General features: G+C 66.7%; 13 protein-coding genes and 1 tRNA gene. 12 read left to right on the top strand and 2 right to left on the bottom strand.

Going from position 1 to position 12,790, the window contains the following annotated elements:
- Positions 1 to 122 precede the first annotated feature (122 nt).
- Positions 123 to 545 carry a hypothetical protein gene (locus tag DND132_RS14115; protein ID WP_014323429.1) on the top strand — a complete coding sequence of 141 codons (423 nt, stop codon included), beginning with the start codon at positions 123 to 125 and terminating at the stop codon, positions 543 to 545.
- 95 nt (positions 546 to 640) lie between these two features.
- Here DND132_RS14115 and DND132_RS14110 read toward each other — a convergent pair whose 3' ends face one another.
- Complete coding sequence (locus DND132_RS14110) at positions 641 to 1,525, bottom strand: helix-turn-helix domain-containing protein (protein ID WP_014323428.1); 885 nt, start codon at positions 1,523 to 1,525, stop codon at positions 641 to 643.
- Between the two features lie 162 nt (positions 1,526 to 1,687).
- Here DND132_RS14110 and DND132_RS14105 point away from each other — a divergent pair, with 162 nt between their 5' ends.
- From DND132_RS14105 to DND132_RS14065, 9 genes are all read left to right on the top strand, one after another.
- Positions 1,688 to 2,719, top strand: a complete 1,032-nt coding sequence (locus DND132_RS14105) for a TRAP transporter substrate-binding protein (protein ID WP_014323427.1) — start codon at positions 1,688 to 1,690, stop codon at positions 2,717 to 2,719.
- A 71-nt stretch (positions 2,720 to 2,790) separates the two neighbouring features.
- A complete protein-coding gene (locus tag DND132_RS14100; protein WP_014323426.1) occupies positions 2,791 to 3,297 on the top strand; it encodes a TRAP transporter small permease in 507 nt (168 codons plus the stop codon).
- A complete protein-coding gene (locus DND132_RS14095; protein WP_014323425.1) occupies positions 3,297 to 4,577 on the top strand; it encodes a TRAP transporter large permease in 1,281 nt (426 codons plus the stop codon). Before DND132_RS14100 ends, DND132_RS14095 begins: the two co-directional genes overlap by 1 nt.
- Positions 4,578 to 4,600: 23 nt before the next feature.
- On the top strand, positions 4,601 to 5,914 hold the full coding sequence (locus DND132_RS14090; protein WP_014323424.1) for a Zn-dependent hydrolase: 1,314 nt from the start codon (positions 4,601 to 4,603) through the stop codon (positions 5,912 to 5,914).
- On the top strand, positions 5,914 to 6,987 hold the full coding sequence (gene pyrC, locus DND132_RS14085) for a dihydroorotase (protein ID WP_148267005.1): 1,074 nt from the start codon (positions 5,914 to 5,916) through the stop codon (positions 6,985 to 6,987). The genes DND132_RS14090 and pyrC overlap by 1 nt, the downstream gene beginning before the upstream one ends.
- 20 nt (positions 6,988 to 7,007) lie before the next feature.
- Positions 7,008 to 7,703, top strand: a complete 696-nt coding sequence (locus DND132_RS14080; RefSeq protein ID WP_014323422.1) for an orotate phosphoribosyltransferase — start codon at positions 7,008 to 7,010, stop codon at positions 7,701 to 7,703.
- Positions 7,704 to 7,719: 16 nt separating this feature from the next.
- On the top strand, positions 7,720 to 8,043 hold the full coding sequence (locus DND132_RS18570) for a hypothetical protein (RefSeq protein WP_014323421.1): 324 nt from the start codon (positions 7,720 to 7,722) through the stop codon (positions 8,041 to 8,043).
- Positions 8,044 to 8,354: 311 nt separating this feature from the next.
- Positions 8,355 to 9,134 (top strand): dihydroorotate dehydrogenase electron transfer subunit, encoded by a 780-nt coding sequence (locus DND132_RS18565; protein ID WP_014323420.1) that lies wholly within the window; start codon positions 8,355 to 8,357, stop codon positions 9,132 to 9,134.
- Positions 9,131 to 10,033, top strand: a complete 903-nt coding sequence (locus DND132_RS14065; RefSeq protein ID WP_014323419.1) for a dihydroorotate dehydrogenase — start codon at positions 9,131 to 9,133, stop codon at positions 10,031 to 10,033. Before DND132_RS18565 ends, DND132_RS14065 begins: the two co-directional genes overlap by 4 nt.
- 82 nt (positions 10,034 to 10,115) lie before the next feature.
- On the opposite strand, the gene DND132_RS14060 is transcribed toward DND132_RS14065, so the two are convergent.
- A tRNA-Leu gene (locus DND132_RS14060) sits at positions 10,116 to 10,202 on the bottom strand.
- Between the two features lie 437 nt (positions 10,203 to 10,639).
- On the opposite strand from DND132_RS14060, the gene DND132_RS18560 reads away from it, so the two are divergent.
- Together DND132_RS18560 and aldA are read left to right on the top strand one after the other, a co-directional pair.
- A complete protein-coding gene (locus DND132_RS18560) occupies positions 10,640 to 11,137 on the top strand; it encodes a hypothetical protein (protein ID WP_014323418.1) in 498 nt (165 codons plus the stop codon).
- Positions 11,138 to 11,341: 204 nt separating this feature from the next.
- Positions 11,342 to 12,778 (top strand): aldehyde dehydrogenase, encoded by a 1,437-nt coding sequence (aldA, locus tag DND132_RS14050; protein WP_014323417.1) that lies wholly within the window; start codon positions 11,342 to 11,344, stop codon positions 12,776 to 12,778.
- Positions 12,779 to 12,790: the final 12 nt, after the last annotated feature.

The raw sequence follows: 12,790 nt of genomic DNA, 5'->3' as shown, positions 1-12,790 counted from the left end.
CCAAGGACGTACCCGCATTCCCACGCGACAATCCGGCGGCGCGGCGACATGTTCGCCACGCCGCCCCCAGCCCGCCGACGCGAACGGCGCAACAACGACAACCCCCCAGGAGACCCCCGGCCATGGACACCCGACCCGCTCAAGAACTGGCGACCTTCATCGACACCTGGACCACGGACCCCAACCGGACCAAGGACTGCTTCACGGCCCTCAAATGCCGCCTCGAAGGGTTGGACGGCATCAAGCTCGACTTCGTGTCCCGGCCCGGCATCACCCATTCCCTACGCGCCGCCCACGAGAACCAGCGCAAGCGCAACCTGTTCGCCATGGTGGACATCATCGACGACGACCCGGACGACCGCTGGCTGTCGGTCTGCTTCTACAGCGAACTGGTGGACGACCCCGACGGCCTGGGCGACGAAGTCCCCGGCGGCCTGCTGGGCGAGGACGCCCGATGCTTCGACCTGTACGAGGGGGACGACGACATGGTCCGCTACATAGGGGAGAGGCTGGCCGCCGCCTGCCGGGCCGCGGCCGGGGAATAGCCCCCCCTCGGAGGGGCCGGGAGGCGGGCTGGAGGGAACGTGCTCCGGCCCGCCGCCGCGCTTTTCGCGAAAGGGAGAAGGTTGCCGCGAGCCGCCTAGAGGCCGATGGCGTCCCGCAGGTAGCGGGCGGCGCTTTCGCCCTTCAGGCTGCGGTCCCAGAGCTGGCGGGTCAGGTCGTTGTGCAGCCGGATGGATTCCGGGGCCGAGGAGATGGTGGCCACGCCGATGCGGATGTTGGCGAAGGAGCCCAGCTTGTAGGGGCTGACCGCGACCTCGGAATGGTTGGCCTGCTTGAAGATCTGGAAGCTGGCCCCCGGCGCGGAATCGACCAGCACCCCGATCTGCACGCCCATGGGCTGCTCCCGGAGCAGGTCGATGATGTTCAGGACCTCGCGCTTGGCCGTGCGCACCCGGTCCTCCAGGTCCACGCCCTGCGGGTTGTTGCAGCCGATGAAGCCGGTCTTGCAGAAATATTCGAGTTCGGCCGCCGAGATCAGGCTAATGATGTGCGGCCTGCGCTCCCGGTAGCTTTTCTTCCTGGCCTTCAAAATCTTGAGAATCTTCTCGATCTCCAGAAGGGACTGGGCCCGGTCGTCCACGTCCAGCGGGATGCTCTCGGCCAGCACGTCGGCCAGCACCCAGTCGTAGTCGTCCGTGGTCAACAGATAGGAGATGGGCCCGAAGAGGACGCTCAGCTGCTCGGCGGTCTCCTCCAGCTGGCGCATGCGCTCGAAAAACGCCAGGGCCGAGGAACAGTATTCCACGCCGACCCCGAGGAGCGATTCCAGGGACACCTGGAGCAGGTCGGCGATCTTGCCCAGCACGTCCACACGGATGGGCTGGCCGGATTCATACCGGTATATGGCCGCGCGGGAGATGCCTGTCCGCTGGGCCACGTTCTCCGGCGTCAGGTTTTTCCCTATTCTGTAAGCCCGGAGCCGTTCCCCCAGGTGCGCGATGGATTCGGATTGAGAGATCATGTCTTCCTTTGTTCCCCTTTTTATATTTTTTTACAAAAACGTAGTTCTAATGTCAATATTTTTCAAATTTGAGATACGTATCAAATCTGAGATATTTTGCTTGACTTCGTTGGAGACCACATACTAGCGTGAACAAAATTCATCATCAGTGAGGAGAGAAAGATGAAATTTCATTCCCGGTCTATTTCAAAATTGTTCATAGGTTTCGCGGTCTTCGCCATGGCCGCCGTCTTCTGCGCCAACGCGCAGGCGGCGACCTACGTGGCCAAGATCGGCCACCTGGAGTCCGCCCAGCAGTCCCGCAACACCCTGCTGGTCAAGGTCGCCCAGCTGGTCAAGGAACGCACCAACGGCGACGTGGAGTTCCAGATCTACCCCCAGGGCCAGCTCGGCGGTCAGCGCCAGATGAACGAGGGCGTCCAGCTCGGCACCCTTGAAGGCACGGTCGCCCCGGCCGCGTTCCTGGGCGGGTTCAACCCCATGGTCTCCATCCTGGACGTGCCCTACTTGTACCCGGATGACGACGCCCGCTCCCAGCAGTTGCGCGAGAGCAAGTTCGGCCAGATGTTGCTCGACAGCTTCGCCGACAAGGGTGTGGCCGCCATCACCATCTGGCCCAACGGCCGCAAGTGCTTCTCGTCCAACAAGCCCATCGACACCCCCGACGACTTCAAGGGTCAGAAGTTCCGGGTCATGGACTCCAAGATCCTGATCGAACAGTTCAAGGCCCTGGGCGCCTCGGCCATCGCCCTGCCGTTCAGCGAGCTCTACACCGCCCTGCAGACCGGCGTGGTCGACGGCGAGGAGAACCCCCTCGATACCATCCAGCGCATGAAGTACTTCGAGGTCCAGAAGAACTTCGTCATCTCCTACCACGGCCTGATGGAAGACTTCGTGCTCTTCAACCAGATGTGGTGGTCCAGCCTGCCCGAGAACTACCGGACCATCATCCGCGACGCCTTCCGGGAAGTCATCCCCGAGCTGGTGGCCCACAAGGCCAAGTCCGTGGCCGCCGCCCTGGAGGACATCAAGTCCCACGGCGTGAACGTCCGCGTCCTCTCCGCCGACGAGAAGGCCGAGTTCCGCGCCAAGATGTTCAAGCCGTCCATGGACGTCTTCCTGTCCAAGACGGGCGACCAGGGCAAGAAGCTCTTCGAGGTCTACACCGAAGAGTACGACAAGATCATGAAGTAGCGGCCCCCGGGGCCCCTTGGAACTGAATGTGTCGATCCCGGGTGCGAACCCGGAGAGTTTCGGAGCGTATCATGTTTCTTCTCAATTTGTTGCGTAGGATAGAACGGGTCTTCCTCGTCAGCACGTTTTCCCTCATGGTCGTCCTGTTCTTCATGAACGTGGTGGCCAGGGAGGTGGGCGGAGAAATGGCGAGCAACCTGTCCTGGGTCGAAGAAGCGGTCCGCCTCATGAATCTCTTCCTGGTCTTCGGCGCGCTGGGCATCGCCCTGGAGCGCGGCATGCACGTCGGGATCGACACGTTCAGGGACCGGCTCCCGGCCGGTATCCGCAAACCGCTGCTCAAGGTCATCGACCTGTCCGGCCTGTGCTTTTGCGCCTATCTCGTCTGGCAGGGGTACGTCCTGGTCAAGTTCGTCCTGGGCACCGGCCAGACCAGCCCGACCCTGGGCATGCGCATGGGCTGGATCTACCTGGCCCCGGTCATGGGCTTCACCCTGCTGGGCCTGCGCTATTTCCTGAGCCTCATCGGCTTCATCGACCGGTTCGGACAGAACAAGTCCGAGGAGGAGGCCGCGTAATGCTTGTTCTCATCATCCTTCTGGCGGTGCTCCTGCTCTTCGCGGGGTTCGAGATGTTCCTCGTCCTCGGCTGGCCCGCCCTGCTCATCAAGTCGTCCTTCTACGCGACCATCCCGAACCCGGCCATCATCCAGAAGCTCGTGGGCGGCATCAACCACACCACCCTGCTGGCCATCCCGTTCTTCATCCTGGCCGCCCACCTGATGGGCTCCGGCCAGATCGCCAAGCAGCTGACCAACTGCGTCAAGCTGCTCATCGGCCGGACGCCCGGCGGCGTCGGCCACACCGTGGTCGGCGGGTCCATGGCCTTCGGCTCGGTCTCGGGTTCCGCGCCCGCCACCGTGGCCGCCATGGGCGGCATGCTCTACCCCGAGATGCGCAAGAGCGGCTTTTCCGAGAAGTTCAGCCTGGGGCTGATCGTCTCCAGCGCCGAGACCGCCCTGCTCATTCCGCCCTCCATCACCTTCATCATCTACGGCTGGATCACGGGCACCTCCATCGCCAAGCTCTTCGCGGGCGGCATCGCCGTGGGCCTGTTCCTCGGCCTGGCCTTCTCGGTCATGGTCTGGCTTGAGGCCAAGCGCAAGGGCATCGCCCGCAGCGAAAGGACCTCCTTCGCGGACAAGCTCAAGGGCATCCGGGCCGCGGGCTGGGCCCTGGGCATGCCGGTGATCATCCTGGGCGGCATCTATTCCGGCGTGTTCACGCCCACCGAGGCCGCCGCCGTGAGCGTGGTCTACGCGGTCATCGTCGAGTCCCTGGTGTACCGCGAGTTCACCTGGAAGAAGCTCTTCGACGTGGTCGAGAAGAGCGCCGTGTCCACGGCCATCATCTTCGTCCTCCTGGCCGTGGGCGGGCTGCTGTCCTTCTTCGTCACCCTGGGCCAGGTGCCCACGCACATCACCAACTTCCTGGACGCCGCCCACGCAGGGCCCGTCGCCTTCCTCATCTTCGTCAACATCTGCTTCCTCATCGCGGGCATGTTCATCGACCCCAACTCCGCGCAGCTGATCCTGGTGCCGCCCCTGTTCCCGGTGGCCACGGCCCTGGGCGTGGACCCGGTGCACTTCGGCATGATCGTCACCCTGAACATCAGCCTGGGCATGATCACGCCGCCCTTCGGCCTGGACATCTTCGTGGCCGCGTCCACCCTGGGCAAGCCGGTCATGAGCATCATCCAGGGCGTCTGGCCCTTCGTGATCGTGAACATCCTGGTCCTGCTGGTGGTCACCTACGTGCCGGACCTGTCCCTGTTCATTCCCCGGCTCATCTTCAACTGATCCGAACCCGGTCCGGAAGCGACATGGCAGTGATGAAGAAATCCGCCCCGAGCGGAATGGCCGCTCATTCCCCCCGCAAGGGGGCCGTCCCCGACGCCGAGGCTTTCGCGCGCGACCTCTTCGACGAGGCGGCCCGCCTGAGCCCGGCCGACGTGGGCATCAGCCGCCCGGCCTACTCGGCCACCGAGACCCGCGTCCTCGAGGCCCTGCGCGAACGGGCCGAGGCCTGGGGCCTCGCGGTCCGGGCGGACCGGGGCGGCAACTATCATTTCGCCCTCCCTGACGACATGGACGCCGGGCGCTTCGCCGTGGTCGGCTCCCACGTGGATTCCGTGCACCAGGGCGGCAACTACGACGGGCTGGCCGGGGTGGCCGCCGGGCTGCTCTGCCTGATCCGGGCCAAGGCCGCCGGACAACGCTTCGCCCGCCCGGTCCGCTGCATCGCCATGCGGGCCGAGGAGAGCCACTGGTTCGGGCCGTGCTACATCGGATCCAAGGGGCTGACCGGCCAGCTGACCGGGGCCGAGCTGGCCGCCGTGCACCGGGACGACGGCCGGACCCTGGAGAGCCACATGCGCGCCCTCGGCATCGACGTGGACGCCATCCGGGCGGGCCGCCCGCTGCTGGACACGGCCTCCGTGCTCGAATACGTCGAGCTGCACATCGAGCAGGGCCCCATGCTGGTCGAAAAGCGTCTGCCCGTGGCCGTGGTCTCGGGCATCCGGGGCAACTTCCGCCACCGCAGGATCACCTGCCTCGGCGAGGCCGGGCACTCCGGGGCCGTGCCCCGGGCCTACCGCCGCGATCCGGTCTTCGCCCTGGCCGACCTCCTCTCCCGGCTGGACGACAGCTGGCTGACCATCCTCCAGAAGGGCGACGACCTGGTCCTGACCTCGGGGGTGGTCTCCACGGACCCGAGGACCAACTCCCTGTCACGCATCCCGGACAAGGTGACCTTCAGCTTCGACTGCCGCAGCCAGAGCGGCGCGGTCCTGGACGGCATGCGCGAGATGCTCCGCGAGGAGATGCACCAGGTGGAGCGGGCCCGGAGGGTCGAGTTCGTCCTGGACGACGAGCTGTCCACGGCCCCGGCCCTGATGGACGGCAAGGTCATCGCCGGGCTCAGGGCGGCCATGGCCCGGACGGGCCTGGAACCCTTCGTCATGCCGTCCGGCGGCGGCCACGACGCGGCCGTCTTCGCCAACGCGGGCGTGCCCTCAGGAATGATTTTCGTGCGCAACCGCAACGGGTCGCACAACCCGGACGAGGCCCTGGACGTCGCGGACTTCCTCCTGGGGGCCGAGGTCCTGTACAACCATCTGCTGGAGGGGGAATGATGTCCGTGACGGAACTGACCATCCGGCGGCCGGACGACTGGCACGCCCACCTGCGCGACGGGGACATGCTCCGCGCCGTGGCCGAATGGACGGCGCGCGACTTCGGCCGGGCCATCGTCATGCCCAACGTGGTCCCGCCCGCGACCACCGTGGCCCTGGCGGACGCCTACCGCCGGCGGGTGCTCGACGCCCTGCCCGAGGGCTGCGATTTCACGCCGCTGATGACCCTCTATCTCACCGAGGCCACCGCCCCGGAGGAGATCGACCGGGCCGTGGCCTCGGGCTTCGTCAAGGCCGTGAAGCTCTTCCCGGCCGGGGCCACCACCAATTCCGAGAACGGCGTCCGGGACATGGACCGGGTCATGCCGGTCCTGGAGCGCATGGCCGAGACCGGGCTGGTCCTGTCCGTGCACGGCGAAGTGACCGACCCGGCCGTGGACGTCTTCGACCGCGAGGCGGCCTACATCGACCGGGTCCTGGACCCGCTCCGCCGCCGTCTGCCCGAGCTGCGCATCGTCATAGAGCACGTCACCTCGGCCCGGGGGGTCGAGTATGTCCTCTCGGCCGAGCGCAACCTGGCCGCGACCATCACCCCGCACCACCTGGTCCTGACCCGCAGCCACATCCTGTCCGGCGGCATCCACCCGCATTACTACTGCCTGCCCGTGGCCAAGAGTCCGGAGGACCGCCGCGCCGTGCGCCGGGCGGCCGTCTCCGGCGACCCCCGCTTCTTTTTCGGCTCGGATTCCGCGCCCCACCCCGACGCCGCCAAGCTGCGTCCGGCGGGCAGCGCGGGCATCTTCAACGCGCCCACGGCCCTGGCCTGCGTGGCGGCCGTCTTCGAGGAAGAGTCCAGCCTGGAGAAACTTGAGACGTTTGTTGCCCTGAGCGGCCCGGCCTTTTATAACCTGCTGGCGAGCTCATCCCGGATCACCCTCCGCAGGAGCGAACAGGCGGTCGCCTTCCCGGACCGGATCATGACCGCCGACGGCCCGGTGACCGTGTTCGATCCGGGCTTTCCCCTGCACTGGCGGGTGGTCGGCCGGGACGGGCTGGACGATTCAACATTTTAATCACCAAAGGGAGTTGAGAGATGTTTCCGAGCACCTTTCCCAGCAGGGAACTGATGGCCGAGATGACGGCGAAGATGCTGCTTGAGATCAAGGCCGTGCACTTCCAGGCCGACAAGCCCTACATGTTCACGTCCGGCCTGGCGAGCCCCGTGTACATCGACTGCCGCAAGCTGATCTCCTACCCGCGCATCCGGAACACGCTGATGGACTTCTGCGTCTCCGTGCTCCTGCGCGAGGTCGGATTCGAGCAGTTCGACGCCGTGGCGGGCGGCGAGACCGCGGGCATCCCCTTCGCGGCCTGGATCGCCGACAAGATGAACATCCCCATGCAGTACGTCCGCAAAAAACCCAAGGGATTCGGCCGTGACGCCCAGATCGAGGGCGACATCACCGAAGGGCAGCGCGTCCTCCTGGTCGAGGACCTGACCACGGACGGCGGCAGCAAGATCAAATTCTGCGAGGCCCTCCGGAAGGCCGGCGCCCTGGTGACCGACGCCATGGTCGTCTTCTACTACGACATGTTCAAGGAGACGCGCGACAACCTGCTGCACCACGACCTGCGGCTCCACTGGCTCGCCACCTGGTGGGACGTCCTGGCCGTGTGCAAGGACAACAACTACTTCGACACCAAGACCCTGGGCGAGGTCGAGGCCTTCCTGAACGAACCCCTGGTCTGGTCCGGCAACCACGGCGGATCGACCGAAATCGCCAAGTAACGATTTGGAGTGAACGATGTTTGATTCCCTGACCGAAGTCCTCGATACGGAAGGCTGCGGCATCCACGGATTCCAGAAATGCGCCGCCCTGGCCCTGGAGCAGGGCGCGGAGGACGCCGTGAACGCCGCCCCCTGTCTCCTGCTGGCCGCCGCGGCCGAACAGTTCGTCAACCTGTACGAGGGGCAGCCGTTGCCCACCGAGGTTGCCGAGGAGGAGTACCGGCGGTTCAGCGCCTACGTCGCCGAGCTGGGCGAGGCCTTCGCCTCCGGGGAAGAGAACAAACGGGTGGCGGCCATGAACGGCATCGCCGCCGGAATCATCGAGAGCAAACGGGCATAGACCGGCCCGTTGCCGCGCCGACTCGGCGCGAAGCCGCTCCCTCCCGCATCCGCGCCGGGAGGGAGCGCCGGTCGGCGGGACCGTTTCCGAGACCGTTCCGCCGACGCAGGGCCGCCGCCTCCGGGCCGTCGGCCGCCATGCGCGGACCGCGCACCATCCATCCGCGACAGCCCGTCCGCGCCCCTTTTCCGGGGCCCGACCGTCGCCCCGTCAGCGGGGCGTCGGAACGGTCCTTTCGCCGATTCCGCCGGGCGGAAGCGCCGACATCCCGGACGGACCGCGCCGCAACCAACCGCGAGGGGGAACTTGCCATGTGCCAAGAGAGCAAAACGGGTCGGACCCACTGCACCATCCTCTCCAACGAGCCGCTCGCCGAAGGCGTCCGGGAGCTGATCTTCGAGAGCCCGGCCATGGCCGCCAGCGCCCGCCCCGGACAGTTCGTCAGCGTCTACTGCCGCCACCAGGGCCAGCTCCTGCCCCGGCCCATCTCCATCTGCGAGATCGACCGGGACAACGGGCGGCTGCACCTGGTCTACGCCTGCCGGGGCAAGGGCACCCGCGAGTTCGCGGACTACCGGCCCGGCGAGCGGGTCGACGTCATGGGCCCCCTGGGCAACGGCTTTCCTCTGGGCGCGGCGGGCGAAACCAACCTGATCATCGGCGGCGGCGTGGGCACGCCCCCCCTGGTGGAGCTGTGCAAACAGCTTCCCGGCCGCAAGGTCGTCGCGGTCAGCTTCCGGAGCGATCCGTATCTGATCGAGCGCCTTGCCCTGTACGGCGAGGTCCTGGTCGCCACCCGCGACGGCTCCGTCGGGGTACGGGGCAACGCCATGAAGATTGTGGAGGACCGGGGGCTCACCGGGACCATCTTCGCCTGCGGCCCGACCCCCATGCTCCGGGCGGTACAGGCCTATGCGGCCCGGCGGGAGCTCCCCGCCTACCTCTCCCTGGAGGAGCGCATGGGCTGCGGCTTCGGCTGCTGCGTGGGCTGCGTGACCAAGATCCGGGACGACGGAGAGGCCGGTTTTTCCTATCGCAAGGTGTGCAAGGACGGTCCCGTCTTCGCCGCCGAGGAGGTCATATTTTCATGAACCTGCGCGTGAACATCGCCGGTGTGGAGCTGAAGAATCCCATCATGACCGCCTCCGGGACCTTCGGTTCCGGCAAGGATTTCGTGGACTACGTGGACCTGAACCGGATCGGCTGCGTGGTGGTCAAGGGCGTGGCCAAGACCCCCTGGCCCGGCAACCAGCCGCCCCGCATCGCCGAGGCCTACGGCGGCATCCTCAACGCGGTGGGTCTGCAGAACCCCGGGGTGGACGCCTTCTGCCAGGACGACATCCCCTTCCTGCGCGGCTTCGACACGAAAATAGCGGTCAACATCGCGGGCCGGACCATCGACGAGTACGTGGAGGTGGCCGAGCGGCTGGCCTCGGCCGATGTGGACCTGCTGGAGCTGAACATCTCCTGCCCCAACGTCAAGGAGGGCGGCGTGGCCTTCGGCGTGGACCCGGCCATGGCCGAGGCCGTGACCCGGGCCGTGAAGGCGGTGGCCGGGCAGCCCCTGATCGTCAAGCTGAGCCCCAACGTCACCGATATCGCGGCCATCGCCAGGGCCGTGGAGGCGGGCGGCGCGGACGCCGTCTCGCTGATCAACACCCTGCTCGGCGCGCGCATCGACGTCCACCGCCGGGCCTTCGTCCTCTCCACCAAACAGGGCGGCCTGTCCGGCCCGGCCATAAAGCCCGTGGCCGTGCGCATGGTCTACCAGGTGGCCCGGGCCGTGCACCTGCCGATCATCGGCATGGGCGGCATCATGACCGGCGAAGACGCGGCGGAATTCCTCATGGCCGGCGCCACCGCCGTGGCCGTGGGCACGGCCAACCTCTTCAAGCCCACCGCCACCATGGACATCCTCGACGAACTCATCACCTTCATGCAAACCACCGGCGTCGAAGACGTCAACACCCTCATCGGCGTGGTGAAGTAGCCGCGCCGCGACACGAAAGGACTACCCCGGCGCACAAAAAAGCGGCCCCCGGCAAATAACCGTGGGCCGCTTTTTTCATTCTTGGTACCAGGGGAGGGACTCGAACCCTCACAGTATCACTACCGGCGGATTTTGAGTCCGCTGCGTCTACCAATTCCGCCACCCTGGCGTGGGAGAGGTTATCTCATAGGGCAGCCGTGCGGGCTCTGTCAATGGCATTGTGACGCGGAGACGACGGCGGGACGGGGCGTGGCCGGACGGCGGGAGGAGGGTCTGCGTGTGCCGGACGGCAGGACGGGGGGCGCGCTGGCCGAATGGCGCGACGGGGTGCGAGCGGGGCGGCGGGACGGGGCTGCGTGGGCCTGCGGGACGAGGCTGCGGGGGCGGCGGGACGTGGCTGCGTGGGACTGACGTTGGGAAGGGGGTGCAATTCGGGTAGCGGGGCGGGGGGCGCGCGGGCCGGGCACCGTGGGCCTAGCTACAGTCATTTACACTTTTTTACATGGGCTGAATGGTGCTTTTGCCGGGGGAAGACTATATGCCGGGGAGTGCCGGGCGCGCCTGTGGGGCGGTCCGGCGGTGAAACGTAAACCCTGCGAGGTTGTCATGAAACGATATCTTGTCCCGGCCGTCCTGGCCCTGCTCCTTCTGGCCGCCGGTTGCGCGTCGCAGGACACGCGCGGGCAGGGGCCTTCCGGCGGACCCGGTGGACCCGGCGTCCAAGGTGAATCCGGTGGCCCCGGCGGTCCGGGCGGACCCGGCGGGCCGGTCACGGCCGAACAGCGCGTGGCCGACATGAAAACCCGGCTCGGCCTGACCGACGAGCAGGTCGCGGCCGTCACTCCCATCATCCAGGAGCAGCTTGAAGGCGAGAAGTCGCTCATGGACCAGGCCCGGTCCGGGGACAGCGACGCCCGCAAGGCCGTGCAGCAAAAGATGGACGATCTGAACTGGGAAACCGACAAGAAGCTGGCCAAGATTCTGACCGAGGACCAGATGCTCGCCTACTCCAAGTGGCGCGACGAGATGGCCGCCAAGCGGAACAGCGACCGGCCCGAACCGCCCGAGGGCGGCCCCGGCGGCGGCAGGCCGCCCCGGCAGTAGCTTCGACCGCGCCCCTTCCGGCCCCCCTTCCGGCCCCTTCCAACCCCCTTCCGGCAAAGAACCCGCAATTTTTCCGGAAGGGGGTTGTTTTGAACCGCGCCTTCTGTCAAGTTGTGTGGCATCTCCGTTTGTCACCCGGCGGTGGCATGGTCCGGCAACGGACCGCCGGTGCCGGACCAACCATCCAGGACCCGGGAGGGTTTCATGAAAACATACCGGCAGTACATCAACGGCGAATTCCGCGACGCGGTCTCCGGCGAGCAGTTCGAGGTCATCAACCCCTTCACCGAAAAGGTCGTGGCCATGGCCCCCAAGGGCAATGCCCAGGACGCCGCCCTGGCGCTGGAAGCCGCCTCCGCCGCCCAGAAGGCCTGGGCGGCCACGCCCTGCTCGGCGCGCGCCCCGTACCTGGCCCGGATGGCCGCCGCCATCCGGGCCAACCGCGAGATGCTCGCCCGCACCCTGGCCGAGGAACAGGCCAAGGTCCTGCCGCTGGCCCAGGTGGAGATCGACGCCACCGCCGCCTATTTCGACTACTACGCGGGCTGGTCCAACAAGTATGAGGGCGAGGTCATCCAGAGCGACCGGCCCACCGAGAACATCCTGCTCTACCGACAGCCCATCGGCGTGGTGGTCGGCATCTGCCCGTGGAACTTCCCGTTCTTCGTCATGGCCCGCAAGGTCGCCCCGTCCATCCTGACCGGCTGCACCATCATCCTCAAGCCGAGCAGCGACACCCCGAACACCACCTTCGAGTTCGCCAGGCTCATCGCCGACATCGGCCTTCCCAAGGGCGTGCTCAACTTCGTGTCCGGCGGCGGGTCCACCCTGGGCGACGCCCTGGTGCGCAGCCCCGAGGTCGGCCTGGTCACCCTGACCGGCAGCGTGGAGACCGGCCAGAACATCATCACCTCCACCGCCCAAAACATCACCAAGACCTCGCTCGAACTGGGCGGCAAGGCCCCGGTCATCGTCTGCGCCGACTGCGACATGGACCTGACCGTCAAGGCCGCGGTCGCCTCGCGCGTCATCTTCTCGGGCCAGGTCTGCAACTGCGCCGAGCGCGTCTACGTGGAGGCCCCGGTCTACGACGAGTTCATGGAACGCATGACCAAGGCCATGGGTGCCGTGACCTACGGCGATCCCTTCGCCGACCCCGCGCCCGACATGGCCTGCCAGATCAACGCGGCCCAGCTGGGCAAGATCGAGGACATGGTCTCCACGGCCAAGGCCGACGGCGTGGAGGTCCTGGTGGGCGGCAAGCGCGCCGAGGGGCAGCCCTCGGGCTACTTCTACGAGCCCACCCTGCTGGCGGGCTGCACCCAGGACATGGAGATCGTGCGCAAGGAGATCTTCGGACCGGTCCTGCCCGTGGTCAAGGTGGACGACTTCGACCAGGCCATCGACCTGGCCAACGACTGCGAGTACGGCCTGACCTCCTCCATCTTCACCCACAACGTGACCAAGATGATGCGGGCCATCAACGAACTGAAGTTCGGCGAGACCTACGTCAACCGCGAGCACTTCGAGTCCATCCAGGGCTTCCACGCGGGCTGGCGCAAGTCCGGCATCGGCGGGGCCGACGGCAAACATGGCCTGTACGAGTACCTCCAGACCCACGTGGCCTACATCCAGTACTAGCCCTCGCTTCCA

The sequence above is a fragment of the Pseudodesulfovibrio mercurii genome (assembly GCF_000189295.2).
GTDB lineage: Bacteria > Desulfobacterota > Desulfovibrionia > Desulfovibrionales > Desulfovibrionaceae > Pseudodesulfovibrio > Pseudodesulfovibrio mercurii.
This window is presented reverse-complemented; position numbering and strand designations above follow the sequence as displayed.

Excerpts from the sequence above, each read along its gene's own strand:
- DND132_RS14115 (WP_014323429.1), top strand. The coding sequence starts at position 123 with ATGGACACCCGACCCGCTCAAGAACTGGCGACCTTCATCGACACCTGG.
- DND132_RS14110 (WP_014323428.1), bottom strand. The coding sequence starts at position 1,525 with ATGATCTCTCAATCCGAATCCATCGCGCACCTGGGGGAACGGCTCCGG.
- DND132_RS14105 (WP_014323427.1), top strand. The coding sequence starts at position 1,688 with ATGAAATTTCATTCCCGGTCTATTTCAAAATTGTTCATAGGTTTCGCG.
- DND132_RS14100 (WP_014323426.1), top strand. The coding sequence starts at position 2,791 with ATGTTTCTTCTCAATTTGTTGCGTAGGATAGAACGGGTCTTCCTCGTC.
- DND132_RS14095 (WP_014323425.1), top strand. The coding sequence starts at position 3,297 with ATGCTTGTTCTCATCATCCTTCTGGCGGTGCTCCTGCTCTTCGCGGGG.
- DND132_RS14090 (WP_014323424.1), top strand. The coding sequence starts at position 4,601 with ATGGCAGTGATGAAGAAATCCGCCCCGAGCGGAATGGCCGCTCATTCC.
- pyrC (WP_148267005.1), top strand. The coding sequence starts at position 5,914 with ATGTCCGTGACGGAACTGACCATCCGGCGGCCGGACGACTGGCACGCC.
- DND132_RS14080 (WP_014323422.1), top strand. The coding sequence starts at position 7,008 with ATGTTTCCGAGCACCTTTCCCAGCAGGGAACTGATGGCCGAGATGACG.
- DND132_RS18570 (WP_014323421.1), top strand. The coding sequence starts at position 7,720 with ATGTTTGATTCCCTGACCGAAGTCCTCGATACGGAAGGCTGCGGCATC.
- DND132_RS18565 (WP_014323420.1), top strand. The coding sequence starts at position 8,355 with ATGTGCCAAGAGAGCAAAACGGGTCGGACCCACTGCACCATCCTCTCC.
- DND132_RS14065 (WP_014323419.1), top strand. The coding sequence starts at position 9,131 with ATGAACCTGCGCGTGAACATCGCCGGTGTGGAGCTGAAGAATCCCATC.
- DND132_RS18560 (WP_014323418.1), top strand. The coding sequence starts at position 10,640 with ATGAAACGATATCTTGTCCCGGCCGTCCTGGCCCTGCTCCTTCTGGCC.
- aldA (WP_014323417.1), top strand. The coding sequence starts at position 11,342 with ATGAAAACATACCGGCAGTACATCAACGGCGAATTCCGCGACGCGGTC.